The organism is Aurantimonas sp. E1-2-R+4, from assembly GCF_036549515.1.
GTDB lineage: Bacteria > Pseudomonadota > Alphaproteobacteria > Rhizobiales > Rhizobiaceae > Aurantimonas > Aurantimonas coralicida_A.
In genome coordinates this window covers 15,068-38,805 of the sequence record NZ_JAZHLK010000033.1, presented here as the reverse complement: position 1 = coordinate 38,805, position 23,738 = coordinate 15,068, and the positions used below count along the sequence as shown (strand labels likewise).

Sequence of the window (23,738 nt, the reverse complement as noted above, 5' to 3'; positions counted from 1 at the left end):
GCCCTACGAGAGCGAAGGCTCCGATTGAGAAACAGAACAGGAGGCGCTCATGCAGAGCAAAACGACAACGCTGAACGGCGTCACCATGCGTTGGGAGGAGCATGGCGACGGCATGCCGCTCGTTCTTCTTCACGGCATTCCAACCTCTCCCGCGCTCTGGCGACATGTGATACCGCGGATCGAAGGCGCGAAGTGCCTGGCCTGGGAAATGGTGGGGTACGGCACCTCTATTCCCGAGGGACGGAACAGAGATATCTCGGTCGCGCGGCAGGCCGACTATCTGATCGAGTGGCTCCGTCACCTCGGCATTGAGAAGGCGGTCTTCGCCGGACACGACCTGGGCGGTGGCGTCGCCCAGATCGCGGCGACCCGACATCCTTGGATGTGCGCCGGGCTCCTTCTGACCAACGCGATCGGCTACGACTCCTGGCCGATCCCGAGTGTCAAGATGATGCGAGCGGCCGCACCGGTTGTCCGACGCCTTCCGAACTTGGTCTTTCACCAGGTTGTATCTACCTTCATCCGCCGGGGACACGACGACGGTGGCGCGGCTGACGAGGCGATCGCCGCACACTGGCCTCACTATGCGCAGCACGGCGGCGGACGCGCGTTTGTCCGACAGATAGAAGCGCTGGACGTCCGCGATACGCTCGCAGTCGCCGATGATTTGACACGCCTCGGCGTGCCAGCTCGGGTGGTGTGGGGCGAGGCGGACCAGTTTCAGAAGCTGGAATATGGCGAGCGTTTCGCGCGGGATCTGAAGGCGCCGCTGCGGCGGATCGAAGGCGGCAAGCATTTCACACCCGAGGACCATCCGGAAATTATCGCCGAGGAAATCAATCTTCTTCTGCGCGAGAGCCAGACGGCGGAAATCGCCGGCCCGCGGTTGGCGGCCGGATCGGAAGGAAAGACGCGATGAACCGCCCCAAGGCGGTCGCCTTCGATGTGGTCGAGACGCTGTTCTCGCTGGAATCGCTCAGACCTCGGCTGCTGACGGCAGGGCTCGGCGGTCATCAACTGGAGACCTGGTTCGCGTCATTTCTGCGCGACGCGTTCGCCCTGGAGATCACGGGCGGGTACAAGCCGTTCCGCGAAATCGCTTCAGCCAACCTGTCCGTCCTGCTCGAGAAGGAACTGGGCAGAGCCGACCCTCAGGCGGTCGACCATGTCCTCGACGGTTTCGCTGAACTCGACGCACACGACGACGTGGCGCCGGCCATGTCGGCGCTGCGAGATTCTGGGATCGAAGTCGCGACACTGACGAACGGCAGCGCGAAGGTGACGTCGGCCTTGCTGGAGCGGGCGGGCCTGCGTCATCTCGTCCGACAGGTGATCTCCATCGACGAAATCGGCCACTGGAAGCCGCATCGCGAGGTCTATCGCCATTGCGCCGAGAGGCTCGGGGTTGAGCCGCACCGGCTGGCGCTGGTCGCCGCCCATCCTTGGGATATCCAGGGCGCGCGACGCAGCGGGTTGATTGCCGGATATGTCGCGCGAGACGGGGCGGCCTTTCCCGCGGCGATGGAGGCGCCCGATGTCCGGGGCGTCACGCTGGTAGAGGTGGTCGCTGGTCTGATCGAGGCACAATAGCGATGGAGCCGGTCCCGTATTCCGCCCCCCTCCAGCCGCCGATCCGGGACTATGCTCTGATCGGCGACTGCCACGGAGCGGCGCTTGTCTCAGCGCAGGGCAGCATCGACTGGTGCACCTTGCTGCGGTTCGACGCCGATCCGGTGTTCTTTCGTCTCCTCGACGAAAACGGCGGCGGCGCTTGGGAGATTTGCGTCGAGGGCACCGCCCGCACGTCGCGAAAGTACCTTCCTCGGACCAACATCCTGCGCACGCGCTTCGAGTCGGAATCAGGGACACTCGATGTGATCGATTTCATGCCGGTTGGGAGATCACGGAGCGCCGGTGTCCACGATTACGTCACGCTCAATGCACCCGGCTGGCTCGTGCGCCGCCTTGAGTGCGTGGCCGGAACTGTCCGCGTCACGTCGCGCTTCGCACCGCGCGCCGCAGGTTTTTCGGTCAAGCCGCCGGACATCAGGATCGAGACGGACGGTGTCTGCTGCGACGGCGGCATGAAGCTGTGGTGCAACGGGAAACTCCGGCTTGAGTTGGGAGCTGCAGTCACCGAGTTCGACCTCCGCGAAGGAGATCGGCAGAGCTTGGTCCTGACTGGGATGGAGGCGCTGAGTGACCCGCGGGACCAGACCGACGCGCTCTTCGAAACGACCAAGTCCTACTGGACCGAATGGACAGAATACTCGCGCTACCGGGGGCCGTACGAGGATGCTGTCGGGCGAAGCGCACTCGCGCTCAAGCTTTTGACTTACGCCCCGACCGGCGCGCTTGTCGCGGCGCCCACCACCTCGCTTCCCGAGGAAATCGGTGGCGGGCGCAACTGGGACTATCGGTTCTGCTGGATGCGCGACGCGACCTACGCGCTCTTTGCACTGTCGGTGCTCGGCTACAGCGGCGAAGGTCGGCGCTTCACGGAGTTTCTGACCCGCCAATGCCTGCGCGAGGGCTCGGTGATGCGGATCATGTACGGCATCGACGGCTCGCCGTTCCTGCTTGAGCGGACGCTCGACCACCTCTCGGGTTATCATCGGAGCGGGCCCGTAAGAGTCGGCAACGGCGCCGCCGCACAACGCCAGCTCGACGTCTTCGGCGAGGTGCTCGACTGGGCGGAGTTGCGCGTTTGCCTCGGTGAGCGCATCGGCGCCGACGAGGCGGCGCTTTTCATCAGCGTCGCCGACCATGTGTGCCGGATATGGCAGGAACCGGACCAGGGGCTCTGGGAGATGCGCGGAGGGTCCCGGCATTTCACGCAGGGAAAGATCATGGCGTGGGTGACGCTCGACCGGGCAGCGCGGCTGTTCGGCGATCGCCCCGTCTGGCGCGAAAACCGCGATGCGATCCTGCGCGCGGTCCAGGACGAGGGCTGTGCGGGCAATCCCCGATACCTCGCGCAATCGTTCGGCGCGGAAGGCACGGATGCGTCGCTGCTGCAAGTGCCGCTTCTCGGGATGCCGCTTGACGACGCGCTCATCGAGGAGACCGTCCGCAAAATCGAGGCCGACCTGAAGGAGGGCGACTTCGTCTACCGGTATCGCGGCGACGACGGCCTGTCGGGCGGCGAGGGAGCCTTCATGATCACAAGCTTCTGGTTCGTCGAGGCGCTGCTCATAGTGGGCCGCGGCGACGAGGCGCGCGCCCTTTTCGAAAGGCTGCTCGGCCACGCCAATGATGTTGGCCTTTATGCAGAGGAAATTGACCCGGAGAGCGGCGCGTTCCTCGGCAACTTCCCGCAGGCTTTCACCCACCTGTCTCTGATCTCGAGCGCCCAGCTTCTAGCGCTCTACGAGCGCGGCGGCCGCGAGGCGCTGCGCGGCACGAACGCGGATCGTGCGNCCCGCAGGCTTTCACCCACCTGTCTCTGATCTCGAGCGCCCAGCTTCTAGCGCTCTACGAGCGCGGCGGCCGCGAGGCGCTGCGCGGCACGAACGCGGATCGTGCGCGGCGTCTGGTCGGCTCTACCGAGGGTTGGAAAGGCCTTGCCTACGCCCTGGTCCGGAACCGAAAGATCCGGCTTCGTTCTTCGCAGCAATCGGTGCTGCGAACGTCCGGCGATCGGCCATGACGTTCCACCTGCTGAACTATGCGCCGACCAGGGCGCTGGTCGCCGCGCCGACGACGTCGCTGCACGAGCGGATGCAGGCGTTCCGTCAGCACTACGATGCCGATGGGCTCGACGCCTCGGCGCTGCTGTTGGGGAGGCTCGGCTTCCTGCCGCCCAACGATCCGCGCTTCGCCGCCACCGTCGCCCGGATCGAGGCGCGGCTGACGCGGGGCGGGCTGGTGTTCCGGTTCGACCCTGAGCAGATCTCGTCGCCGCTCGGCGATGCCGAGGGTGCGTTCCTGCCCTGCACCTTCTGGCTCGTGGCGGGCGAGCCCGACCGTGCCGAGGCGTTCCTCGGCAAACGCCGCTCCTCTTCAGCCATGCGGAGTATCTCAAGGCGATTCTCGAGATCGCCAAGGCGTGTCCGCTCGAATGGTCGGCGCTGATGGCGTCGAAGGTGGCGGGCCGTGTGCGCAAGTGGGTGCCGGGCGGGCGCGACTGACCTGCCGCGCTATACTTCAGAAAGACGGAAAAAAAGGGAGACAGGACGATGCGGATGATTGCAGCGGCGGGAATGATGGCATTCGGACTCGCGACGGCGACGGCGCAGATCGCGCCACGCGACGGCTGGCAGGTGATCGAGACCGAGCTTTCACATGCCGAGCTTCTGGAGCGGCTCCTCGCGGCGGCCCCGGAGGAGGGCATGGGCGTCGTCACCCAGGCGGGGCCGACGGCGGCGGCGCGGGAGCGCGGCGTTGAAATTCCCGGGAACCGGGTGGTCGGCGTCTTCAACAACGACTTCGCCGTGCGCATCCTCGAACTCAGCACCGCGGCGATGATCGAGGCGCCGGTACGATTCTACGTCACCGAGAACGAGGACGGTACCGCGACGCTGAGCTGGAAGGAGCCGAGCCACGTCTTCGCGCCGTATGAAGACGAGGGCGGCGAGGCGCTGGCCGAGATCGCGGGCGAGCTCGACCAGCGGTTCGCCGCGATCGCCGAGCGGGCGACGGCCGAGTAGGACGCGGCCACGCGAACGCATTTCAGGACATACGCGGGCCGGAAGATGTCGGCGCGCGTCGGGCATCTCCAGCCACGTAGGGGGAAAGCACATGGTGCTCAACGAACGGCAGGAGGCGCTCTGCGCCGGCAACGAGACGGATTTCTCCGGGCTCTCCGCGGTGATCCTCAATTGCACGCTGAAGCGTGCGGGCGAGGCGAGCCACACCGACCTGCTCCTGTCGGTGCACGCCGAGATCATGCGGCGCGCGGGAGTGTCAGTCGAGACGATCCGGCCCGCGGGCATGCCCGTTGCCTTCGGCCTGCAGCCCGACACGACCAAGCGCGGCTGGCCTGAGGACGCATGGCACGGCATCGGGACGAAGGTGGCCGCCGGAGACATACCGATCCTCGGCACGCCGATCTGGCTGGGCGAGGAGAGTTCGGTCTGCGGGCTGATGATCGAGCGGCTCTACGCGATGTCGGCGGAGCTGAATACAAGGGGCAGTCGAGCGTCTACGGCAAGGTCGGCGACGACGTCGTCACCGGCAACGAGGACGGCATAAAGCATTGCGCGATGTCGATCCTCTATGCGCTGGGGCATCTCGGCTACACGATCCCGCCGCGGGCCGATTGCGGCTGGATCGGCGAGGCAGGGCCGGCGCCGTCCTACGGCGACCACGGCGCCGGGCTCGACAACGACTTCACCCGGCGCAACATCACGATCATGACGTGGAACCTGCTACACATGGCGCGGATGCTGAAGGCGGCGGGAGGGCCTGCCGAACCACGGCAACGATCGCCGCGCCTGGGCGGCCGGCTGCCGCTTCGGCTACGAGAACCCGGAGCACCGGGCCTGAGCCGGGAGGGGCCGCTCCGCGCAGCCCCCCGTCGCCGTCAGACCTTGTAGCCGGCAAACATCTCGTCGACCTCGGGCTTGAAGATGTGGTTGCTGTAGTTGCTGAGCGTCTTCACCGCGATGGCGAGGATGATGCCGGGAATGTGCCGCTCCTCGTAGCCCGCCTCGCGGAATGTCGCGACGTCCGCCTCGGTCGGGTTGCCGCGGCTTTCGACCATGCGCTCGGTGAAGGCGCGCAGCGCCTCGAGCTTCGCATCGGGCAGTGCGCGGCCCTCGCGCAGCGCGGCAAGCGAGTCCGCGGGAACGCCCGACATCTTGTCGGCAATCATGGAATGCGCCGCCATGCAGTAGCCGCAGCCGTTGAACTTCGAGATGGCGAGGAACACGACCTCCTGCTCGGCCGGCGAGAACCCGGTCTCCTCGCGGAAGCGCTTGTAGCCGTCGAGATAGGTGTCGAGCACGGCCGGCACTGCGGCCATCCCGCCATACATGTTCGGGATGAAGCCGAGGCTCTTCTGCGCGCGCTCGAGCACCGCCTTGGCGCCGCCGTCGGCGGTGTCCAGAGTCTGGGGCATCACGTCGATCGTGTAGCTCGTGGTCATGGTGTTCCTTCTTCGTTGAGGGTGGAAAGGCGTCAACGCCGGGTCAGCCTTGCGTTGGCGAAGGCTACGACGAGGGTGTAGGCAAGGTGGGCGCCCAGGGACACCCAGGTGTAGGGCACGAAGCCCAGCATGAACGGCCGCCCGGCGAGTGGCGCGAGCACTGCCTGCGCGAGAAGCCACAGGACGATGCCCCAGAGCGTCCCCGCCGCCGACCACGAAAGACCGATGGCGCGCCGCAGCGCCAGGTAACCGAGCGGGAAGGCAACGATGTCGGCGACGAGATGCACGGCCCAGGCCGCGCCCATGGCCACGTCGAACCCGAGAAGCGACTGGCTGAGCGCGGTGACGAGTGCGGCGGGCATCAGCGGCATGCCGAGCAGCGCGGGTATCAGCACAAGGGCCGTGATCTCGAAGATCGCCTGCCCGGCGAGCCCGGCGAGCAGGATCGCAGCAAGCGGAAGGTTCCCGCTGCGGGCGAGGACGTCCGTGTGTTGGTGATGTTGCGTCATTGGGCTCGGTGGCGCCTTTCGACTGTGCGTTCGAAGTCTCTGTTCGGTCGGGACGGGCGCTGCGTTACTCTGGCTCACGAAGCCGTGTCGTCGGGTTCCGCCCGCGCCGGCGCAGCCGCCAGCGGAGCGCGTCGAGCGAGAGGGGCCCGGGCCCGAGTGCCAGCGGCACGACCAGAAGCCCTGCCCACAGGATTGTGGCGTCGACGATCCCGCCGAACGGGTTCGAATCGAAGATCATTCCCGCCGCGTCGCGCGGCACACCGTGCGCCAGCAGGTCAACGAGCGCGGTCGCCGCGACGATGCCTGCAAGACCGCCCGCAGCGCCACGCGTGAAGAGCCCGGCGACAAGCAGGACGGGCAGCAGGAGCTCCGCCACGACGACAATCTGCAGCATGATCGCGAGGAGCGGCCCGGCCTGCGGCACCCCGCCCGCGTCCACGGTCCACGGTGCGAGGCGGTGAAATGCCCCGAGCGAAAGCGGCGTGCCGGGCATGGCGTGACCGACCGAGAAGGCAGGGCCGCGCGCCAGCTGAGTGGGCCGGGGCCGGCTATCGCTCGGCAAGCGCGGCGAGAACCCGCTCCCTCTGCGCGGCGACGTCGATCGGGATCTCGCTTAACGTCTCAAGCGCGCGATCCTCCCAGGGGTCGCGGTCGGGGTGGCGTTCGGCGTGGTCGGCGAAGACGCGGTCGCGAGCCTCGATCAGCGCGGCGATCTCGGGGCGGAAGAGGCGCACCATCGCGGTCAGCCAGCGGTTCGTGGGCCAGCTCGGATGGGCGTGGTCGACCGCGAAGCTGTCGATCATGCGGGTGACGTCGGCCGCCGGATACCACGTCTCGGCGGTGACCCAGCGGTTGGTGGTGAAGAGCCGGATCGGCGTGCCGAAGCGGTCCATCGAGATCGCCACGAGATGGGCGATGGCGTTGTCGCCCTCGGGCCAGCCCTGCGTCTCCGGGTCGGCGGCGGGGGTCGCGCCGTCGGGCATGCCGCCGGCGCGCAGGAAACAGTGGAAATGGCCGTGCTCCGCCTCGCGGTGGGCGTGATAGTAATATTGCGAGTGGGTCTCGGCATCGTAGACGTCGCCCTGCGGGTAATGCGTCATCTGCACGAACGGGCTCTGGCCCTTCAGCACCTCGCCGACGACGTTGAGGCGCGCCTTGCGCAGGACGCGGAGGCATTCGTCGATCTCGTCCGCCGCCTCGCACATCCGGCGCAGTTCCGCGGTATCGAGGTCGTCGAGTGATGGTGGGCTCTTCAGGATCAGGACAGCGCGGTCGGTCATGTAGCCACGGGCCGGTCCAGCACGGTCCGGCCGAGAAGCCAGCCGGCAAAGGACAATAGCGCCACCGAGCCGCTCTGCCAGATCAGCACCATCAGCGCCGCGTCCTGCGGGTGAAAGAGGCGCAGGCCAAGATTGCCGAGCGCCGCCGCGGCGAGCACGGCGAGCGCCAGGTTGAGACGGGGTCGCACGGGGAAGCCACGCCGCAGCATCGCCACCAGCGCGACGGCCGGCAGCGATCCCGTCAGGGCGATGAAGACGAGGCATTCAGGCTCACCGGTGATGCTGACGCCGGAGCGACCGGTAAGGGCCGAGAGACATCCCACCCCTTGCGAGCCGAGCCAAAGTGCCGCGGGGAGGAGCGGCGAGAGGGCCACCCGCCTGCTGGTGCCGGGGACGCTGAGGGCAAGCGCCGCATGAGCCGCGAGGATGGCTGTGGCGAGCGCCGCGAGCTGCTCGACCCAGAAGCGGGTCTCGCGGAGCTGCTCGGCAAGGTCCGGGCGCGGCGACATCAGGAGCACGATGACCGCGGCGAATCCCACTGCCATCGCGAGCCATCCGAGGCAACGCCGCCAAGCGGGTGGGAGCGGGCGCACCGGCCCGGCATCGCGGGCGAGGCGGTCGATGAGCGCGTCGGTCTGCATCAGAGACGACCCTTCCCGACCAGCGCCTGTAGCTTGCGTGCGGCGCGGTGGACCGCGACCTTGATGGCGGCGACGGTGGAACCGCTCGACCCCGCCGCCTCGTCGAGCGACATGCCGCGAAGGCGGACCAGCGTGAAGGCGCGGCGCTCGATCTCCGACAATCCCAGCAATGCACGTTCCATCGACATCCCATTCATGACTTCTTCGGAAGGACTGTTCGCGCGGGACCCCAAAAAGGTTTCAGCGATAGCCGCCATCTCTTTGAGAAGCCTGCCGGCACGGCCGCGGCGGCGGTAAAGGTCGACCAGCCACTCATCGTCGGCGATCGTCTCGTCGTTCGGGCGTAGCTCCGTCGGCATCGGCTGTAGGCTTTCTTCGCTCGGTGCATCTCCCCGATACTGCCCCGATGCCGGATCAACGCGAAAGGAAATTTTTTTGTAACAGCCGGGGAGCGGCCAGCGAAGAGGCAAACGACGGACTGCGTCAATGGCAGGCCCGCGGCAACGACAGACACAACAATCCACAACTGGGAGGACCGAATGAACATCCTGACGCAGGTACCGAGGCGGACCCGCAGCGCGCTGCGCCTTTCCACCGCAATGCCAATGGCGCTGATGATGGGCGCCTTCGCGCTTTCGGCATCCGTGGGTGCGGTAGCAACCACCCCGGCGGCGGCCCAGGGCCAGGCCGCCAATCCGTGCGCGGCCAACCCGTGCGCGGCGGCCAACCCGTGCGCGGCGGCCAAACCCAAAGCGGCCAACCCCTGCGCAGCCAATCCGTGCGCGGCTCAGGAAGCCGGAGCCAAGACGGACTGTGTGCTGCCGACGGCGAACCCGTGCGCTGCCGCAGCCAACCCGTGCGCCGCCGCGAATCCTTGCGCGGCCAACCCCTGTGCGGCCGGCGCCGTCAAGGAGGTCAGCGACGAGGAGGCGGCGCAGCTCTACGACTGCCTCCTCGACAAGATGGAGGAGCAGGCGGCGGCGCTCGAGGCGGGCGAGAGCATCGAGGGCCCGTCCTGGCTGAAGTCGGACCTGCCCGAGGCGCGCGCCTTCCTATCCTGGGAGACGGTGAGCACCGGACCCTACAGCTCGGCCACCCATGGCGGTCGCTATGTGGTGAATCTCGCCGACGAGGACGCGGCGCCAACCTATCGGCAATTCGAGGCCGGCGGCGCGATGCCCGCGGGCGGCATACTCGGCAAGCCGAGCTTCACCGTCTCGCCCGATGGCCACGCCGTGCTCGGCCCGCTCTTCCTGATGGAGAAGGCCGAGGCCGGCGCGTCTCCCGGAACCGGCGACTGGATCTACACCGCGGTGATGCCCGACGGCTCGCTGATGGGCCGTACCGGCGGCCAGAATGGCGAGGCGATGCAGTTCTGCGCGGCCTGCCATATGGGAATCGGTGCCGAGACCGACAGCATGACGTACCTCCCCGAGGCGTATCGCGTCTCCAACTGACGCCCGAGCCGCGGGACGCCCCCAAGCGGCCCGCGGCCCGTACTCGCAAGGAGGTCGCAGCATGACGCGACTTCTCGCCGCCCTCGCGCTCGTCCTTACGGCGACGGCGGCGCTGGCGCAGCCTGAGGCGGGGCGGCGCGAATGGCCGAACACCGACTTCTCCCGCAGCGCGGTCGACTTCGCCGAGATCGTCTCCGGCGGCCCGCCGAAGGACGGGATTCCGGTGATCGAGGCGCCGCGGTTCCGGCTGGCCCGCGACGAGACGCGTCTCGACCCGCGCGAGTCGATGATGAGCTATGCCCCCGGCAGCGCGCCGGCGCGGGCCTACCCGATCCGCTACCTGATGTGGCACGAGATCGTGAACGACGTGGTGGCGGCGGTGCCGAATGCGGTGACTTACAGCCCGCTCTGCAACAGCGGCATGGCGTTCGACGCGCGGATAGACGGGGTGCGGCACACGTTCGGCGTGGAGGGCAAGCTGCGCTTCTCAGACATGGTCATGTACGACCGGCCGACCGAGAGCTGGTGGCAACAGGCCATCGGCGAGGGGATCGTCGGGCGCTACACCGGGCGCACGCTCACCGCGCTGCCCGCCCGGATGGAGAGTTGGCAGGCGTTCCGCGAGGCGCATCCCGACGGCTTCGTGATGGACGAGCCGGACTGGCGGCGCGCCTACGGCCGCAACCCGTCTATCGGCTATGACAGCTCGCGGCGCCCGTTCCTCTATTCCGGCGAGGACCCGCTGCACGGCATCCCGCCGCCGGCCCGCGTCGCGCTGCCGTGCAGCGCGAGGAGCGGCGGATCGAGGAGGCGGGCGTGACGCTGGAATGGCGATCGGGGCAGGTCTCGGCGCTCGACAGCGGCACCATTGCCGGCGGTCGCGAGGTCGGCGACGTGCTGGTGCGGGACGCGCGCGGCCGCGACGTGCCCTACGACCTGCCATTTGCCTTTGTGTTTCACGCCTTTTACCCAAAGGGACATGGATGCTCGGGGGCGGTGGGTAGCGCAAACGTGATCCCTGCACCTGCCAGACGGCGTCGTTTCTGCGGGTGGGGCGGAAAAGAGAACGACGTTCCGGTCCGGCCGATCGATCGAGGATGGCAATCGCCCTTGGGCCGTCAATGAGAACACCCGGTCCCGCCCCATCGATGCGCCGCGCCCGCGGACCGCTTGAAGCTTGAGCAGAAGTGCGAGATGACACCACGAGTTCGGAAAGAGGAGATCTTCATGAACATGCGAACCGTTGCACTCGCGGCCGTTCTGGTGGGCCCGACGGGGCTCGCTGCGGCCCAGACCGATCTGCCGCCCTTGCTCGCTCCGGCCGATCTGGTCGAGGTTCTCGAGGTGGGCGACCCACTCGTCCTCGACATCCGCGCGGCCGAGGGTGCGGCATCCTACGCGACCGGCCACATCGAGGGTGCGGTGAGCGCGCCCTACGCGCTGTTCCGCGGCCCCGAGGAGAATCCCGGCCAGCTGCCGAGCGCCGCTGAGTTGACCGAGACCCTGCAATCACTGGGCGTGACGCTGGACCGGCCGACCGTGATCGTCTACCAGGGCGCCGATGTCAGTGATTTCGGCGCCGCCGCCCGCGTCTATTGGACACTGAAATCGAGCGGCGTCAGTGACCTGGCGATTCTGAACGGCGGCATCAACGCCTGGACCGAGGCGAGGTTGACGGTCGACCAGACCTCGATCACTCCCGAGCCGAGCGAGATCGAGGTGAGCTTCTCCGATGAGTGGCTCGCGACCGAAGAGGACGTGCAGGCCGTCGTCTCGGGCGAGGAGGCGGGTACGCTGGTCGATGCGCGGCCAGAGGAGTTCTGGCGCGGTGACGCGATGCATCCCGCAGCGGCGCAGCCGGGCACATTGCCGCAATCAGAGTATTTTGTTCATTCGAGCTGGTTCGGCGACGGCCCTGCGATCATCGACGCCGAGGCGGCGCGCGAACTCGCGGCGGAGGCGGGATACACCGACGACGCGCAGATCATCTCGTTCTGCAACACGGGGCATTGGGCGGCGACGAACTGGTTCGCGCTGAGCGAGCTCGCCGGGCTCGACAACGTCAAGCTCTACCCCGAGTCGATGGTCGGCTGGTCGAACGCGGGCTACGAGATGGCGAACGTGCCGGGACCGCTGCGCCGGATCTGGCAGCAGATCACCAACGTCTTCTGAGGCGAACATGACCGATGTCACGACGGTGCGTCCCGGTCTCGGCCGGGGGATCGAACGCTCCGCCCTGATCCTGCTGGCGCTCGCCGCGGCACTCGCCGTGGCGGCGACGGCTGGGGCGCGGTACGGTCTGCTGCTGCTTATCGGCCTCGGCTTCGGCATCACGCTCGAGGGGCTGCGCTTCGGTTTCGCCGGCCCGTGGCGGGCGATGATCGTGCGGCGCGAGCCTGCGGGCCTGCTGGCGCAGCTTGTCGCCATCGCCATCGTCGCGGTCGTCGCGATTCCGCTCATTACCCAGAACGGAACCGAGCTGATCGGGGCGCACGCGCCGGTCGGCTTCGCCATGCTGGGCGGGGCCTTCGTCTTCGGGGCGGCGATGCAGGTGGTGCTGGGCTGCGGCTCGGGGACGCTGGTCAACGCCGGCAGCGGCAACCTGGTGGGCGTGCTGGCGCTGCCGTTCTTCGCCATCGGCAGCTTCGCGGGGGCGTATCACCTGACCTGGTGGACCGATCTCGGCACCGCGCCCGTCGTCGTCTTCGACGGCTACGACGGGGTGGCGGTGACGCTCGCGGGTCTGGCCGCGATCGCGACGGCGGCGCTCTGGCTCGCGGCACCCGGCACGCGACGCATTCCGCGCCGGCTGTGGCTGGCGGCGGGGCTGCTCGCTGCGTTCGCGCTGGCGAACCTCGTGGTCGCGGGGCAGCCCTGGGGCGTGGTCTACGGCCTCGGCCTCTGGGCGGCCAAGGGGGCGGGTGCGCTCGGCGCCGACCTCTCGGCGTCCCCGTTCTGGAGCGCGCCGACTAATGTCGAGCGGCTGGGCCAGAGCATCCTGACCGACGTCACCTCGCTCACGAACCTCGGCATCGTCGGCGGCGCGTTCCTTGTCGCCGCGTGGCGGCACGGCTTCACGCAGCCCGTCCCCGACCTGCCGCTCCGCGCCTGGGCGGCGACGGTGGTCGCCGGGCTCTTGCTCGGCTATTCGTCGCGGCTCGCCTTCGGCTGCAATGTCGGGGCCTTCTTCAGCGGCGTCTCGACCGGCAGCCTGCACGGCTGGGCCTGGTTCGTCATGGCCTTCGCCGGCGCCTGGGTCGGCATCCGGCTGCGCCCGGCGCTCGGGCTCGAGGAGCGGCGATGACCCGGCGCGTGACTATGGCAGTGACTGCCGCGCTGGTGGCGGCGCTCATCGCGTTCGATCTCGCCGCGAGCGCGTCCCCGAACCCGTTCCAGGCCCCGCCGCTCCTCGCGCTCGGCTCGGGGCAGGCGGCCAGCGGCGCGCACTGCGCGGCGCTACCGACGGCGGACTGATGCGGCGGGGTTCCGCCGACGCCGACGATGCGGGCGGGACCCGCGCGGCGCGCGACGACGGGCAGCTCGTCGAGTGGCTGCGGGCGCGGGACGAGGCGGCGTTCGAGGCGCTCTTCGTATCTGTGGGAAACGGGAGGTTCTGCCAAGTCAGATGGGGAGGGGGGGGGGGGCGCACCGCGGCTCCGCGTTGTAAGCTGCTGGTACTCGGGGGACATTCTCAGGATTGATTATAGCTTCTCTCGGAGCGCCTCGTAAGGCTTCTGTCCGTTGGAGGCGCCGTGGGGTCTTCCGAAGTTGTAAAACCGCTCCCATTCGACGAGTTTTGCCTCCAGGTCGACGTCGCCGTTGTAGCTGAGGAGTTGGTGGAACTCCTGCTCGTCGGAAAGGTGCGAGCGTTCGACTTTCCCGTTATCCGGTATGTGATCTACGGCACCTCTTTCGTCCCGCTGTTCTTCTTCGAACGGCGATATGGTGAGCCCATCCTGGACGTAGGGCGCCGGAAGCACGAAGGTGCGGGCAGGCCGTCGATAGACCGTGGGCTGAGAGCCCGAGCTCGTTACATGGCCCGCCCCTCGCGACTCTGCCGGATGCGCTATGAGCGCGGATCAGTAGGTGTCGTGTTGCCCGCCAGCTCCCGTCCTGCGTTCTCCATCATTTGCGGCAATGTGATCCCGTGGGACTAAACCATCAGCATATCAACCTCGGTCATGCCGGGCGCCTCTATCGCCGGAAAGCCGCTGGCAATGGGAAAGCCGAACTCATCTGCACCCGTTATCTGCTCACCCTTGATGCTGTGAGCCGATGTCCAGGAACATCGCGCGCAAATCGACCGTCGAGCGTTCTCCGACATCATCGAAATGCGCCTCAAGCCATCGCGTCGCGGTCTCACGCCCCAGATCGCGCAGGTGGGTCAGGAACGCCCATTCCGCGTTCATCTTGGAGGACGCCCCTAGCGGGATAAGCGCGTCCTGGTTCTCAATGTTGTGAATGCGCTCGCGTCGATAGCGGTTTTCGTCCAGCTTGCCCTCGTCGATCAGCCGAGCGACGAAATCGATGGCGCGAAGCTCCTTCAGCAGGCTGGAATTGAAGGCGATCTCGTTGAGGCGGTTCTGGATTTCCTGCGGGGTGCGGGGGATGCCCTTGCGCTCGACTGGGTTGATCTGAATGACCAAGATATCGGCGCAATCGCTTCCGGCGTGAAACGGGAAAAGCGCCGGGTTGCCCATGTATCCACCATCCCAATAGGGCACGCCGTCAATCACTACCGCCTGATAGACGTTCGGAAGACAGGCAGAGGCCATCACCATATCGGAAGTCAGATAGCGGCTGTCGAAGACCTTGACCTTGCCGCTCTCGACGTTGGTGGCGGAAATGTAGAGCTTGATGCTGTTGCAACTTCGAACGCAGGAGAAGTCGACGCATTCCTCCAGCACGTCGCGCAACGGGTTCATGTTCAGCGGATTGGTCTGATAGGGCGAGAACATCCGCGACATCGCATCCAACGCGTGATAGCCCCAGGACCGGTCAAGGCTCCAATTCCCCATCATCACGTCGATCGGCGCGCGCTTGATTGGGCTGTTCTTTGCGGCGTCGGACATGGTGCGCCAGAAACCTTCCAGCTTTTCGCGTGCGCCATCAGCGCCACTGGCGGTATAGCCGTCGGCCAGCGCTACAGCGTTCATCGCACCAGCGGAGGTGCCGGAAATTGCGTCGATCTCCAGTCGCCCATCCTCAAGAATGCGATCCAGAACGCCCCAGGTGAAGGCACCGTGGGCGCCGCCGCCCTGTAAGGCGAGGTTGATACGTTTGCGATTATAGGCGGGCTTGCGCGGCTTCGCGCCGTTGCTCGCGACTTTCATGGTCTTTTCCATCAATGCGCCGTCCATCCGCCGTCGACGGGCAACGCGGTTCCGGTTACCGACGCGGCCCCATCGCTGCACAAGAACACGGCAAGTGCGGCCAATTCCTCGACAGTGGCGAATTTCTTGGTCGGCTGCGCTGACAGCAAGACGTCGTGGATTACTTCTTCCTCGGTCATGCCGCGCGCTTTTGCGGTACCGGGGATCTGTTTCTCAACCAGCGGCGTCCAGACATAGCCCGGGCAGATCGCGTTCACTGTCACGCCATGTTCCGCCGCCTCCAACGCGACAGTCTTGGTCAACCCGACGATCCCATGTTTGGCCGCGACATACGCTGATTTGAACGGCGAGGCGACTAAACCATGCGCCGAGGCGATGTTGATGATCCGCCCCCATTTGCGCGCTTTCATGCCTGCCACGACGGCCTTGGTGGCATAGAAAGCCGCCGAAAGGTTCAGGGACAAGATCGCTTCCCATTTCTCATCGGGGAAATCCTCGATGGGCGAGACGAACTGAATACCGGCATTATTGACCAGCACATCGACTTGGCCAAAGGCACCCTCGGCTTCGGCGATCAGGCTGCGCGCGCCTTCTGGTTTCATCATGTTGGCGGGCGAATAGATCGTCTTGATGCCATGCACTTGCTCCAGTGACTTGCGTGCAGGTTCGATCTGTTCGGCAGGCTCGATGCCGTTCAACACGATGTTGTAGCCAGCAGCGGCAAGCCCTTCGGCGATGCCGTGGCCGATGCCGCTGGACGATCCGGTGATGACGGCGGTCTTAGGATTGGTCATAGGAAATCCTTTCAGGAAATCAGGCAAGGTAGTCGTGAACGATCCGGCCATAGGGCAATGTCAGGTCGGCCTTGAAATGGCGCCCCTCGACCACGCTCAGGACCGGAAGATCAGCGACGGGTGCGTTGATATGCGGGATCAGATGCAACCGCGCCGGACCCGAATAGTGAAAATGCATGGTGATATCGGTCAGGTTGTAGGCGACCAGTTCGGCCACCCGCTGATGACCGGTCACGCAGGGAATAATCTTGAGGTTGACCGAGGTCTTGCGCAGATGCGCCCCCCGCTGGGCCGGATCGGGAGCCATCCGGTCTTGGTACTTGTAGGTCATGGTGCCCATCGCCACCCGCTCGCCGGCGTAGTGCAGCGTGCCGGTCAGTGTGTCGGTGCGCACGTCCAGTTTTGGCTCGCCCCAGCGCTTGGGAAAGCCCCAAATCTCTCGCCCAGCCGAAATCGGCGGCTCGTCGTTGAGGAACATCATCGCGGTATAGTTGACCGGCTCATTATTCAGCAGGCAGGGAATGACCAGACCAGATTCCTGGTAAGCCCCGAACCCGGTGCTGTCGGGCATGTTGATCCATTCGTAATGCACCTGGCCACTGCCGTCCGGGATCAGCGGTCCCGGCACTATGGCGCGGATCGCGTCGGGGTTGCTCAGATAGGTGATCACAAGATACTCGCGGTCGACGAACTGGTAAGGCCCTTTCGGGTAGCTTGGATTGGCAGGGGGCATGGCGTTGAGCGCCAAAATTTCGTCGGGGGTCATGGCCAGACTTTCTGGTTGGCGGCAGGGATGCTGCCTTTGCGCGCACGGCTAGGGCGCGCAAAGTCTGCGCCGCAAATTCAAGGGGAGGCCCGCGACCTTGTCCGGTCGCGGGAAAGGGAAGGGGAGTTAGTGCGCGACCGCTGCTGGTACGCGCGCGCCATAAACGCCCCCCAGCACCGCGCCAAAGACGATGTGCAGGACCAGTGTCATCATCGGCGCCAAGATGCCGAAGTTCATGCCGAAGACTCCAGCTCCGGCGATCGGCATGACCATGATCATCATGGCCAGCCAAGCGGCCACGCCGAAGACAATGCCCTTGACGACGGCGCTGCCGCCAGGGACCACCTCATAGAGGATGGCAAAACCACCACCCCAGGCCAGAGTGCCGATCATGAAATGGGCGAGCCAGCCTACGATAACCGGGGCGCCCATCATCATGCTGAGCATCGCCGCGACATCAAGCTCGGGCATCACGCCCATTATGCCCTTGGCCACCATCATCACTGACAACACGGCTGTAGCAATGAAACCGGCCAGAAAGCCGTTCTTGAGGTTTGTCATTTTCTTGGTCTTTCACAGGTGTCGCGGGGCCATCTCAACCGCCGGACTGTTTTCCATCGTGAAAGGCATCAAGGATGTTGTCGATATCGGTATCGACCGCCGTGTTGTCTTCGCCTGACGCTGCATTGCGTGCTTCAGCGGTGATCAGGCTTCGCGTCTGACGCATCTGGCCCATGAACCGGGCACAGCCGTTGCACATCGACAGATGCAGACGAATCCGCAGTCTTTGTCCAAGGTTCAACTCTCCGTCCAGAAAAGCGTCAGCCTGTTGGGCAAGATCGCGGCAGGTCAGCATAGTTTTCATCCATTGTCATGCCTTACGAACAGAGGACCATTCAGCCCGCGTTTCGTTACAAGAATTTTTGAAATGGTTTTTATGATATTCAAATGGCGGGACATCAGCCCGCGGCCCCGTCTATCGCCTGCCGCAGTGTCCGGCGCGCCCGGTGCAGCAAAATTCGCATGTTGCCCTCGGTGATTTCGAGTATCTTGCAAACCTCTTGCGCATCCAATCTCTGTTGCGCCCGCAGCACCAATACGGCGCGTTGCGCGGGTGGCAAGGCATCAATCGCATCGCCGACATGGTCCAGAATCTGGCGTCCGGCGACAACACGTTCGGGCGTCAACTCGTCCCACAGATCCGGCATGTGCTTCCAGCGACCACGCCCATCAAAGGCGTCGGCGAACTCGTCGTCGTTCGCCGAGGTGTCAAGCGACACACTGCGATTGTCGCGTATGGCACGGGTCTTGGCCTTGTTTGACAGAATCGTGAAGATCCAACCTCCAAGGGATGATCGCCCCTCAAATCCGCCAATGTTGTGCAGCACTGCGATCCAAGTCTCATGCGCCACCTCTTCTGCGGAAGCGTGATTGTCCAAGATTGCCGAGGCCACCCGCACCATCGCACCATTGTGCTGGCGATAGAGGCTTTCGAACGCGCTGCGCTCGCCGGCCGCAAGGCTGCGGAGGATCTCGGCGTCGTTTTCATCGTGCGCGGGCATTCACTGTGTCCCCCGATCTTTCCACTGACACTAAGCAAAACATCTTGTAACGCAGCTTTCGATGCCTTTCCCTGGCCTTCCTGTTTTTGTGCGACATGCGCTCATGAAACGCGACAAACTTCGAAGACCGAAGTCGCCGTCTTTATCCGGGATTGCTGAGCTTCCATTCCCATGCGGGCGTCCAAGTCGAGGGCAATCTCGAGGAAACGGACGCGGACGGATGCGATGGAAAGGCCACGGGCCTTGAGATCGACGAGCAGTTCGCGCCAGCTCTGAGCGATCTCGCGAACGCCCACCTGAAATCCGACAAGTTCCTTCTTTCCTTCGGGCGTCGCGCCGCGGGGTCCCGCTTCCTCGCTTATCCACAATGTGAGTTCATTCTTGACGGTCGCTCCTACCTGACAACAACGCAATGCGATCCGAGCCGGGCACAAATCGATCTGGCTGAGCTTTTTGGGCGATGCGCACGAGGTCGACAAGCGCCGAACGGAGAAAGGGCCAGGGGAACTCCGGACATTCAGCGGAGCTTTCTCCCTCGCGTAAGATGGCATCGAGCTTGCCCGCGACGCCGGCAACTGACGTGGCAGGTGCACTCATCAGCGCATCGACCAGCTGTTGTTCGCGGAAGGCTGCGGCCTCTTCGGCCTCTTTGGCGACGGAGTATCCCAACTCGCCATCTGCGGCATCCCAGCGAGCCTGGTGTGCCGTGAGCTCAACTTCCGCGATTGCCCACGTCGCGGCCAATGCCGGATCGTCGCCGAAGGTCTCTTCAATCTGATCACGGGTATGCACGAAGATCGATCTGCCCTCGTCAGGCAGATCGACCTCTGCACGAGGAAACCCAATCGTCTCGACCAATCGGGCCTCGAGGGTCTGCTGCTTGCAGCAAGCCTCATAAGTGCGAAGGTGAGCGTCGTTCCATTCGTGCCAGAGCTGCAATGCGACATCCGGCTCGGCGCTATTTCTTGCTGGCGATCTCCTCAATGGATTGGTCGTCCATGCCGCTGCCATCAATGTGGTGCCGGCTAGCAGCATGCGACGGGTGACGGTAGACAGACTCGTGCTAGTCTCAGAATCAGCCATGATCCGAGCTCCTTACAGCTTGGCGAGTGGTCAGGTCGGCTGAAGTGTTGGCGCACTTCGGTCGGCCGCTATCTGTGCAATGCAATTGCAAAGCACGTGCATAGTTATGAACCTGCCGGGATGGAAATTCAAGCCGTAGAGTTGCGATGACCAAGAAGCCATTCACAACACGCCTCGATCCTTCGATATTGGCGTTGGCTCAGCAGCTTGCCGAGACTGAGCGGCGCTCGATCACATCCGTAATCGAATTGGCATTGATTGAGTACGCAGAACGGCGCGGCGTGGAAATCAGTGCGAACAAAAGCGAATAAAGAATGCGCGAAAATCTCGTGGCGCTCGGGGCGGAAATCGCGACGCGATCCGAAACCGATATCTTTCTGGCGGCCGGCAGCGCCCGTCCGCGCATCGTCGCCGAGGCGCAGTTGTCGGCTTCGATCTGCGAATTGGTGGCAAATGGGGCGGGCGTGTCGATCGTCGAGCCGGTAACGACCGCCAATTTCGCCGCGGCCGGAAGGGTCATCGCGCGGCCCCTGCACCCCGAACAACCGTTCCGTTACGATTTGCACTTGCCGGCGCTGCGCGAATCCTCGCGTGTAGCGGCGCCGTTTCTGGAACTGGTCGAGGCGCGATTTGCTACGCTGCTCAGCCACTGAACCACTTCGCTTGCAGACGATCCTTCGAAATTCTGTTTCCGATGACCCTCCTGGGTTCCATGTGTCGCAATGCGCCAAGAGCGGACCCTTGTGCGAATGCGGTGAATGCCCGGAAAGTCGTGGAAGGCGAAGACGAAGCGCGCCAGCCGGTCGAAATGTGCAAATATCCGCCCCTGGGAGCCCGCTCCTGGGGAGGCGCCTCTCCCCAACTCGGTTACCCGCAGAGCCCGTCAAGAAAGCTCATGAACGAAGGGAACCGAAGGACGCCGGCGATCGCGATGATCGAATCGGCGAAAGGCATCGAGAATATCGATGCCATCGTCAAAGTGCCCGGCCTCGATGGCATCCTGATCGGCTGTGTCGACCTGTCCGTCGATCTTGATGTCATAGGCAACCCCGAGGCACCCACCATGGTCGAGGCCCTGGATATAATCGGGCGGGCGGTCGATGCAGCCGAGTTGTATTTCGGACTCGGCGGTATTCATCGCCCGCCGTTCTCTCCGATCATCTCGCGTTAACGGTCCACTTCGTCCTTGCCGGGATGGACTACCGGATCCTGGCATCTGCACTCGAGGATCGCATGCGCGTTTGGCGCCGGTAAACTCCGGCATTGGATCAGTGCCTCCTGCACTCCGCAATCCGGCGTCATCAATCCTCGATGTTTCCGCCACGCGGACGGCCGATCTCGGCGGCTAGCTTTTCGCCGGCGGCGTCCAGCTCACGTTTGCGCAGCGTGGTGAGCAGATCACGAGCGAAGATGATGCGTTGCCCTTGTCGTTTCGCGAGACCTTCATCGATCAGATGCTCGCCGCGGAGTTCGAGCGCGTCGCTGACTTCGGCGCCGAACCCGCCGCCACCGAGCGGCATCGGTTCGCGAGCAATCGCCTGCCGGTCGAGCCATGTCGCACCGGTCGCCGTCACCTGGCGGTCAATGGCGAGATCCGATCGCACTGCGAGTGCCAGGCGTCGTCGACCCTTCGCATCGTCGAACCTGCGCAGCTCGACAATCGATCCGGGCGCGCTGTCTCCGGCGGCTTCGATGTGGGGAAGCCGGATATGATGGGTGCGGCCATCGACGCAGTCGATCACTGCAAAGGCCGTGCCCTTCAGTTCATCGTCGAGGCCGCGATCGACAAGCCGTCCGATGACGGGATCATCGAGGCTTTCGCCGGCGAGCACATAGTTCTTTGCTCCCCGTTCGATGCCGCGTTCGGTGAGACCGCGATGAATGCGCTTGATGATGTCGCCGCGTTCGCCGAGTTCCCGCAAGGTCGTCTCGACAGTCTCGTCCATGATCCATTGGCCGGGGCTGAGCTGATACGCGAGGCCGAGGGATTCGAGTTTGCGCAGTCGCCCCACTTTGAGGGCATGGAATTCGTCGGGTTGATGGCTGGACGGTGGCGCGAGATCGATGATGCCGTGCCGATCACCGTCTCGCGCAAGCTGCCGGTCAAGTCCGGTCCAACGTTTGCTGTCGATCTGCCGTTCGAGCGTGTTGTGAATGTCGCGGTCGGTGCGGTAGCCGAGTTCTTGCGTGATCAGATCCTGAGCGCGGGCGCGCATTCCGTCCTTGATATAGTCGCGGGTTATGACGAGGTCTTCGCCGTCATCGGCGCGGCCTCTTGCGATCACATGAATATGCGGGTGCTCGGTGTTCCAGTGATCGACGCCGACCCAATCGAGCTTGGTGCCGAGATCCTTTTCCGCCTGGCGCATCAGATCGCGGGTGAAGCCCTTGAGGTCCGTCATGTCGACGGCATCCTCGGGCGAGACGATGAAGCGGAAATGGTGCCGGTCGTCCTGACACCGTTCCGCAAACTCCTTGGCGTCGATCTCGTCTTCGCCCGGTCCGAACGGTTGCGCTTTCTCTCCACCCCGGGTGACGCCTTCGCGGCGCAGATAGGAGAGATGGGTGGCGAGCGGCGCGCTACGCGTACTATGACGGACAACGCGGGTCTTGATCACGGCGATGCGGGACCTGCTTGTGACCCAGCGATTGGCCTGCACGGCGGCGCGCTTACCGCGTCCGAAATAGGAGCGACGGCCCGACGTGATCCTGCCCGAATGGGAGACATGCCCGCCGGCACGTTTGACGGCCGCCAATGCCTGAGCGATGAAGGGCCGCGCCCGCTGGCTGGAGGATGACCGGATGCGCCCGGGCCGGATGCGGAACTCGTCTTCGTCGCTCATGTCGGCAATCCCGCACATCGCGCGAAGGCATTGAATTCACGGCAAAAACGGGAGTATCGCAGGCTGCGCAGAATGCACGCACATCGCGAAATCGTCGTGTAAGTCCCTGAAATCACTCCCCACAACCGAGGCGCACATCGCGCCTTTTTATCTCGCCATCGTTCGGTTGTGCTGCCTGCTCTTCCGGCCTCTGACGCCAAATCCACGCCAGATCCCGACAATGCCGCATGAAGCGCGAAGGCCCTCATCGCGGCCCCGCAGTATCGGTTCGCGCCACGAATAGGCCGTCTGATTGCGGTGCAGGCAGGACCGGATCGCGCGCGGACTCCTGCGCAGAGGGTGCAGTCGGATCGCCGTGCCGCTGCCGCTGGACTGCACCAGCGCTGCTATCGACTTGCACGATGAAGAGCGGCGCACGAGTCCAGGCGAGCGGATCGGCGGTCGCCACCGTGACGGGGGCAGCAAGATCGCTTCCGCCGATGATTGGCGCGAGAGCGGCGACATAGGCGCGTGTTTCGGCCGGCAACGGGCGACCGGTCGCGCGATATTCCTCGTAGCGGCCGGGACCGGCATTGTAGGCCGCCAGAAAGCCCGGCGAGCCGTAGCGATCGTGCATCTCGCGCAGATACGCCGCGCCCGCCATGATGTTGTCGCGTGGATCGTAGGGATTGCTGCCAAGGCCATATCGGGCGCGCAGCTCGGCCCAGGTTGCGGGCATGATCTGCATCAGGCCCATGGCGCCGGCCGTAGAGATCGCGCGCATGTCGCCGGCGCTTTCGACGCGCATGACCGCACGAATCCAGTGCTCGGGAACGCCGAACCGCCGCGCGGTTTCGGCGATGAGGGCGGCGTAGGGATCGACGCGAGAGGGGCGCTCGGCCGACACGGTCTGCGCATTCGCGTCGGCGCAAAGCGGCGCGGCGATCAGCAGGCCGGAAAGGAGAAGGAAGGCTGTGCGCCGGGCGGTGCTCGACCGCTCGACGACAGCGCGATGGCGGCGGGCCGACATCGCTCAGTCCCGCTCGCTGCGCCGGGGCGGGCGGTTCCAGTGCAGACCCCAGACGGATTTGTCGTCGGCCGACTGGAAGAGATTGGTGCGGATCGGATGACCAAAGGTCGGATCATCGATCTGCAGCGAAACGTAGTCTCCGGCCTTCTCGCCGGTGCGCTTCCACCCTGCGCCGATCTCGGCGCCGGGTTCGTTGTTCATACCGTCGAAGACATGAACGCGGAAATCTGGCGCATTCTCGGCATCGGAGTGCTCAGCCGGGATGATGATGATGTCCTGCTGCAGTAAGAGCGTTTCCAAATGGCCGACGAAGCCGGACTCGTCGCGAGTGAATTGACCGATTACGGACATGATTGCCTCCATTGATGTGCGG

At 65.1% G+C, this 23,738-nt stretch carries 32 protein-coding genes and 2 pseudogenes; 16 read left to right on the top strand and 18 right to left on the bottom strand.

The genetic code is table 11. The features are described from left to right. The first annotated feature begins 49 nt into the window (after nucleotides 1–49). The 7 genes from VQ045_RS15085 to VQ045_RS15055 all read left to right on the top strand — a co-directional run bounded on the left by VQ045_RS15085 (nucleotide 50) and on the right by VQ045_RS15055 (nucleotide 5,537). Nucleotides 50–919, top strand: a complete 870-nt coding sequence (locus VQ045_RS15085) for an alpha/beta fold hydrolase (protein WP_327625852.1) — start codon at nucleotides 50–52, stop codon at nucleotides 917–919. Beyond that, entirely contained in the window at nucleotides 916–1,590 is a 675-nt protein-coding gene (locus VQ045_RS15080) for a haloacid dehalogenase type II (protein WP_327625853.1), read from the top strand. Before VQ045_RS15085 ends, VQ045_RS15080 begins: the two co-directional genes overlap by 4 nt. Nucleotides 1,591–1,592: 2 nt before the next feature. After that, complete coding sequence (locus VQ045_RS15075) at nucleotides 1,593–3,449, top strand: glycoside hydrolase family 15 protein (RefSeq protein WP_331830676.1); 1,857 nt, start codon at nucleotides 1,593–1,595, stop codon at nucleotides 3,447–3,449. 196 nt (nucleotides 3,450–3,645) lie between these two features. Further along, nucleotides 3,646–4,074 (top strand): glycoside hydrolase family 15 protein, encoded by a 429-nt coding sequence (locus VQ045_RS15070; protein WP_327648562.1) that lies wholly within the window; start codon nucleotides 3,646–3,648, stop codon nucleotides 4,072–4,074. A gap of 104 nt (nucleotides 4,075–4,178) precedes the next feature. After that, on the top strand, nucleotides 4,179–4,649 hold the full coding sequence (locus VQ045_RS15065; protein WP_327625857.1) for a DUF302 domain-containing protein: 471 nt from the start codon (nucleotides 4,179–4,181) through the stop codon (nucleotides 4,647–4,649). Between the two features lie 91 nt (nucleotides 4,650–4,740). Then, a complete protein-coding gene (locus VQ045_RS15060) occupies nucleotides 4,741–5,193 on the top strand; it encodes a flavodoxin family protein (protein WP_331830675.1) in 453 nt (150 codons plus the stop codon). An 11-nt stretch (nucleotides 5,194–5,204) separates the two neighbouring features. Beyond that, a complete protein-coding gene (locus tag VQ045_RS15055; protein ID WP_331830674.1) occupies nucleotides 5,205–5,537 on the top strand; it encodes a hypothetical protein in 333 nt (110 codons plus the stop codon). Here VQ045_RS15055 and VQ045_RS15050 read toward each other — a convergent pair. The 6 genes from VQ045_RS15050 to VQ045_RS15025 form a co-directional block, all read right to left on the bottom strand. Continuing rightward, nucleotides 5,525–6,088, bottom strand: a complete 564-nt coding sequence (locus VQ045_RS15050; RefSeq protein WP_331830673.1) for a carboxymuconolactone decarboxylase family protein — start codon at nucleotides 6,086–6,088, stop codon at nucleotides 5,525–5,527. The two genes, VQ045_RS15055 and VQ045_RS15050, sit on opposite strands and share 13 nt — an antisense overlap. 32 nt (nucleotides 6,089–6,120) lie before the next feature. Continuing rightward, nucleotides 6,121–6,597, bottom strand: a complete 477-nt coding sequence (locus VQ045_RS15045) for a hypothetical protein (RefSeq protein ID WP_331830672.1) — start codon at nucleotides 6,595–6,597, stop codon at nucleotides 6,121–6,123. A 64-nt stretch (nucleotides 6,598–6,661) separates the two neighbouring features. Beyond that, nucleotides 6,662–7,090 carry a DoxX family protein gene (locus VQ045_RS15040; protein WP_327625862.1) on the bottom strand — a complete coding sequence of 143 codons (429 nt, stop codon included), beginning with the start codon at nucleotides 7,088–7,090 and terminating at the stop codon, nucleotides 6,662–6,664. 55 nt (nucleotides 7,091–7,145) lie between these two features. Beyond that, nucleotides 7,146–7,877 (bottom strand): DUF6969 family protein, encoded by a 732-nt coding sequence (locus VQ045_RS15035; RefSeq protein WP_327625863.1) that lies wholly within the window; start codon nucleotides 7,875–7,877, stop codon nucleotides 7,146–7,148. After that, a complete protein-coding gene (locus VQ045_RS15030) occupies nucleotides 7,874–8,518 on the bottom strand; it encodes a DUF1109 domain-containing protein (protein WP_331830671.1) in 645 nt (214 codons plus the stop codon). The genes VQ045_RS15035 and VQ045_RS15030 overlap by 4 nt, the downstream gene beginning before the upstream one ends. Continuing rightward, nucleotides 8,518–8,988: an RNA polymerase sigma factor gene (locus VQ045_RS15025; RefSeq protein WP_331830670.1), complete on the bottom strand. Its 471-nt coding sequence runs from the start codon at nucleotides 8,986–8,988 to the stop codon at nucleotides 8,518–8,520. Before VQ045_RS15025 ends, VQ045_RS15030 begins: the two co-directional genes overlap by 1 nt. Before the next feature lie 69 nt (nucleotides 8,989–9,057). On the opposite strand from VQ045_RS15025, the gene VQ045_RS15020 reads away from it, so the two are divergent. From VQ045_RS15020 to VQ045_RS14995, 6 genes are all read left to right on the top strand, one after another. Beyond that, nucleotides 9,058–9,975, top strand: a complete 918-nt coding sequence (locus VQ045_RS15020; protein ID WP_331830669.1) for a hypothetical protein — start codon at nucleotides 9,058–9,060, stop codon at nucleotides 9,973–9,975. A gap of 61 nt (nucleotides 9,976–10,036) precedes the next feature. Then, nucleotides 10,037–10,795, top strand: coding sequence for a DUF3179 domain-containing (seleno)protein (locus VQ045_RS15015; protein ID WP_331830668.1), 759 nt, complete (start codon nucleotides 10,037–10,039; stop codon nucleotides 10,793–10,795). Then, complete coding sequence (locus tag VQ045_RS15010) at nucleotides 10,792–11,100, top strand: hypothetical protein (RefSeq protein WP_331830667.1); 309 nt, start codon at nucleotides 10,792–10,794, stop codon at nucleotides 11,098–11,100. Before VQ045_RS15015 ends, VQ045_RS15010 begins: the two co-directional genes overlap by 4 nt. Nucleotides 11,101–11,202: 102 nt before the next feature. Beyond that, nucleotides 11,203–12,147: a sulfurtransferase gene (locus VQ045_RS15005; protein ID WP_331830666.1), complete on the top strand. Its 945-nt coding sequence runs from the start codon at nucleotides 11,203–11,205 to the stop codon at nucleotides 12,145–12,147. 7 nt (nucleotides 12,148–12,154) lie between these two features. Continuing rightward, nucleotides 12,155–13,279 (top strand): YeeE/YedE family protein, encoded by a 1,125-nt coding sequence (locus VQ045_RS15000; protein WP_331830665.1) that lies wholly within the window; start codon nucleotides 12,155–12,157, stop codon nucleotides 13,277–13,279. 8 nt (nucleotides 13,280–13,287) lie between these two features. Beyond that, nucleotides 13,288–13,449, top strand: coding sequence for a hypothetical protein (locus tag VQ045_RS14995; protein WP_331830664.1), 162 nt, complete (start codon nucleotides 13,288–13,290; stop codon nucleotides 13,447–13,449). A gap of 227 nt (nucleotides 13,450–13,676) precedes the next feature. Here the strand turns inward: VQ045_RS14995 and VQ045_RS14990 are convergent. From VQ045_RS14990 to VQ045_RS14950, 9 genes and pseudogenes are all read right to left on the bottom strand, one after another. Then, nucleotides 13,677–13,859: pseudogene (locus VQ045_RS14990) on the bottom strand (IS481 family transposase); the annotation flags it as partial. A 369-nt stretch (nucleotides 13,860–14,228) separates the two neighbouring features. Further along, a complete protein-coding gene (locus VQ045_RS14985) occupies nucleotides 14,229–15,308 on the bottom strand; it encodes a patatin-like phospholipase family protein (RefSeq protein WP_331830663.1) in 1,080 nt (359 codons plus the stop codon). Between the two features lie 11 nt (nucleotides 15,309–15,319). Next, the gene (locus VQ045_RS14980; protein WP_331830662.1) at nucleotides 15,320–16,102 is read right to left on the bottom strand and encodes a 3-hydroxybutyrate dehydrogenase; all 783 of its coding nucleotides are present in this window, start codon (nucleotides 16,100–16,102) and stop codon (nucleotides 15,320–15,322) included. A gap of 19 nt (nucleotides 16,103–16,121) precedes the next feature. Then, a complete protein-coding gene (locus VQ045_RS14975) occupies nucleotides 16,122–16,868 on the bottom strand; it encodes an acetoacetate decarboxylase (protein WP_327625874.1) in 747 nt (248 codons plus the stop codon). Between the two features lie 126 nt (nucleotides 16,869–16,994). Continuing rightward, nucleotides 16,995–17,429 carry a DUF6789 family protein gene (locus VQ045_RS14970; protein WP_331830661.1) on the bottom strand — a complete coding sequence of 145 codons (435 nt, stop codon included), beginning with the start codon at nucleotides 17,427–17,429 and terminating at the stop codon, nucleotides 16,995–16,997. 34 nt (nucleotides 17,430–17,463) lie between these two features. Then, nucleotides 17,464–17,733 (bottom strand): zf-HC2 domain-containing protein, encoded by a 270-nt coding sequence (locus VQ045_RS14965; RefSeq protein ID WP_327625877.1) that lies wholly within the window; start codon nucleotides 17,731–17,733, stop codon nucleotides 17,464–17,466. 94 nt (nucleotides 17,734–17,827) lie between these two features. Next, nucleotides 17,828–18,430: an RNA polymerase sigma factor gene (locus VQ045_RS14960; RefSeq protein ID WP_331830660.1), complete on the bottom strand. Its 603-nt coding sequence runs from the start codon at nucleotides 18,428–18,430 to the stop codon at nucleotides 17,828–17,830. 221 nt (nucleotides 18,431–18,651) lie between these two features. Further along, nucleotides 18,652–18,768 (bottom strand): annotated as a pseudogene (locus VQ045_RS14955) (transposase); the annotation flags it as partial. A 37-nt stretch (nucleotides 18,769–18,805) separates the two neighbouring features. Continuing rightward, a complete protein-coding gene (locus VQ045_RS14950; RefSeq protein ID WP_331830659.1) occupies nucleotides 18,806–19,513 on the bottom strand; it encodes a hypothetical protein in 708 nt (235 codons plus the stop codon). A 146-nt stretch (nucleotides 19,514–19,659) separates the two neighbouring features. On the opposite strand from VQ045_RS14950, the gene VQ045_RS14945 reads away from it, so the two are divergent. From VQ045_RS14945 to VQ045_RS14935, 3 genes are all read left to right on the top strand, one after another. Beyond that, a complete protein-coding gene (locus VQ045_RS14945) occupies nucleotides 19,660–19,824 on the top strand; it encodes a hypothetical protein (RefSeq protein WP_206453817.1) in 165 nt (54 codons plus the stop codon). 3 nt (nucleotides 19,825–19,827) lie between these two features. Continuing rightward, the gene (locus tag VQ045_RS14940) at nucleotides 19,828–20,166 is read left to right on the top strand and encodes a LysR substrate-binding domain-containing protein (RefSeq protein ID WP_331830658.1); all 339 of its coding nucleotides are present in this window, start codon (nucleotides 19,828–19,830) and stop codon (nucleotides 20,164–20,166) included. 119 nt (nucleotides 20,167–20,285) lie between these two features. After that, the gene (locus VQ045_RS14935) at nucleotides 20,286–20,684 is read left to right on the top strand and encodes an aldolase/citrate lyase family protein (RefSeq protein WP_331830657.1); all 399 of its coding nucleotides are present in this window, start codon (nucleotides 20,286–20,288) and stop codon (nucleotides 20,682–20,684) included. A gap of 130 nt (nucleotides 20,685–20,814) precedes the next feature. Here VQ045_RS14935 and VQ045_RS14930 read toward each other — a convergent pair whose 3' ends face one another. From VQ045_RS14930 to VQ045_RS14920, 3 genes are all read right to left on the bottom strand, one after another. Further along, nucleotides 20,815–22,356, bottom strand: a complete 1,542-nt coding sequence (locus VQ045_RS14930; protein ID WP_331830656.1) for a relaxase/mobilization nuclease domain-containing protein — start codon at nucleotides 22,354–22,356, stop codon at nucleotides 20,815–20,817. 244 nt (nucleotides 22,357–22,600) lie between these two features. After that, a complete protein-coding gene (locus tag VQ045_RS14925; protein WP_331830655.1) occupies nucleotides 22,601–23,365 on the bottom strand; it encodes a lytic transglycosylase domain-containing protein in 765 nt (254 codons plus the stop codon). A gap of 3 nt (nucleotides 23,366–23,368) precedes the next feature. After that, on the bottom strand, nucleotides 23,369–23,716 hold the full coding sequence (locus tag VQ045_RS14920) for a DUF736 domain-containing protein (RefSeq protein ID WP_331830683.1): 348 nt from the start codon (nucleotides 23,714–23,716) through the stop codon (nucleotides 23,369–23,371). Between the last annotated feature and the right edge of the window lie 22 nt (nucleotides 23,717–23,738).

Excerpts from the sequence above, each read along its gene's own strand:
- VQ045_RS15085 (WP_327625852.1), top strand. The coding sequence starts at position 50 with ATGCAGAGCAAAACGACAACGCTGAACGGCGTCACCATGCGTTGGGAG.
- VQ045_RS15080 (WP_327625853.1), top strand. The coding sequence starts at position 916 with ATGAACCGCCCCAAGGCGGTCGCCTTCGATGTGGTCGAGACGCTGTTC.
- VQ045_RS15070 (WP_327648562.1), top strand. The coding sequence starts at position 3,646 with ATGACGTTCCACCTGCTGAACTATGCGCCGACCAGGGCGCTGGTCGCC.
- VQ045_RS15065 (WP_327625857.1), top strand. The coding sequence starts at position 4,179 with ATGCGGATGATTGCAGCGGCGGGAATGATGGCATTCGGACTCGCGACG.
- VQ045_RS15060 (WP_331830675.1), top strand. The coding sequence starts at position 4,741 with ATGGTGCTCAACGAACGGCAGGAGGCGCTCTGCGCCGGCAACGAGACG.
- VQ045_RS15055 (WP_331830674.1), top strand. The coding sequence starts at position 5,205 with ATGTCGATCCTCTATGCGCTGGGGCATCTCGGCTACACGATCCCGCCG.
- VQ045_RS15050 (WP_331830673.1), bottom strand. The coding sequence starts at position 6,088 with ATGACCACGAGCTACACGATCGACGTGATGCCCCAGACTCTGGACACC.
- VQ045_RS15045 (WP_331830672.1), bottom strand. The coding sequence starts at position 6,597 with ATGACGCAACATCACCAACACACGGACGTCCTCGCCCGCAGCGGGAAC.
- VQ045_RS15040 (WP_327625862.1), bottom strand. The coding sequence starts at position 7,090 with ATGCCCGGCACGCCGCTTTCGCTCGGGGCATTTCACCGCCTCGCACCG.
- VQ045_RS15035 (WP_327625863.1), bottom strand. The coding sequence starts at position 7,877 with ATGACCGACCGCGCTGTCCTGATCCTGAAGAGCCCACCATCACTCGAC.
- VQ045_RS15030 (WP_331830671.1), bottom strand. The coding sequence starts at position 8,518 with ATGCAGACCGACGCGCTCATCGACCGCCTCGCCCGCGATGCCGGGCCG.
- VQ045_RS15020 (WP_331830669.1), top strand. The coding sequence starts at position 9,058 with ATGAACATCCTGACGCAGGTACCGAGGCGGACCCGCAGCGCGCTGCGC.
- VQ045_RS15015 (WP_331830668.1), top strand. The coding sequence starts at position 10,037 with ATGACGCGACTTCTCGCCGCCCTCGCGCTCGTCCTTACGGCGACGGCG.
- VQ045_RS15005 (WP_331830666.1), top strand. The coding sequence starts at position 11,203 with ATGAACATGCGAACCGTTGCACTCGCGGCCGTTCTGGTGGGCCCGACG.
- VQ045_RS15000 (WP_331830665.1), top strand. The coding sequence starts at position 12,155 with ATGACCGATGTCACGACGGTGCGTCCCGGTCTCGGCCGGGGGATCGAA.
- VQ045_RS14985 (WP_331830663.1), bottom strand. The coding sequence starts at position 15,308 with ATGAAAGTCGCGAGCAACGGCGCGAAGCCGCGCAAGCCCGCCTATAAT.
- VQ045_RS14980 (WP_331830662.1), bottom strand. The coding sequence starts at position 16,102 with ATGACCAATCCTAAGACCGCCGTCATCACCGGATCGTCCAGCGGCATC.
- VQ045_RS14975 (WP_327625874.1), bottom strand. The coding sequence starts at position 16,868 with ATGACCCCCGACGAAATTTTGGCGCTCAACGCCATGCCCCCTGCCAAT.
- VQ045_RS14970 (WP_331830661.1), bottom strand. The coding sequence starts at position 17,429 with ATGACAAACCTCAAGAACGGCTTTCTGGCCGGTTTCATTGCTACAGCC.
- VQ045_RS14965 (WP_327625877.1), bottom strand. The coding sequence starts at position 17,733 with ATGAAAACTATGCTGACCTGCCGCGATCTTGCCCAACAGGCTGACGCT.
- VQ045_RS14960 (WP_331830660.1), bottom strand. The coding sequence starts at position 18,430 with ATGCCCGCGCACGATGAAAACGACGCCGAGATCCTCCGCAGCCTTGCG.
- VQ045_RS14950 (WP_331830659.1), bottom strand. The coding sequence starts at position 19,513 with ATGGCTGATTCTGAGACTAGCACGAGTCTGTCTACCGTCACCCGTCGC.
- VQ045_RS14945 (WP_206453817.1), top strand. The coding sequence starts at position 19,660 with ATGACCAAGAAGCCATTCACAACACGCCTCGATCCTTCGATATTGGCG.
- VQ045_RS14940 (WP_331830658.1), top strand. The coding sequence starts at position 19,828 with ATGCGCGAAAATCTCGTGGCGCTCGGGGCGGAAATCGCGACGCGATCC.
- VQ045_RS14930 (WP_331830656.1), bottom strand. The coding sequence starts at position 22,356 with ATGAGCGACGAAGACGAGTTCCGCATCCGGCCCGGGCGCATCCGGTCA.
- VQ045_RS14925 (WP_331830655.1), bottom strand. The coding sequence starts at position 23,365 with ATGTCGGCCCGCCGCCATCGCGCTGTCGTCGAGCGGTCGAGCACCGCC.
- VQ045_RS14920 (WP_331830683.1), bottom strand. The coding sequence starts at position 23,716 with ATGTCCGTAATCGGTCAATTCACTCGCGACGAGTCCGGCTTCGTCGGC.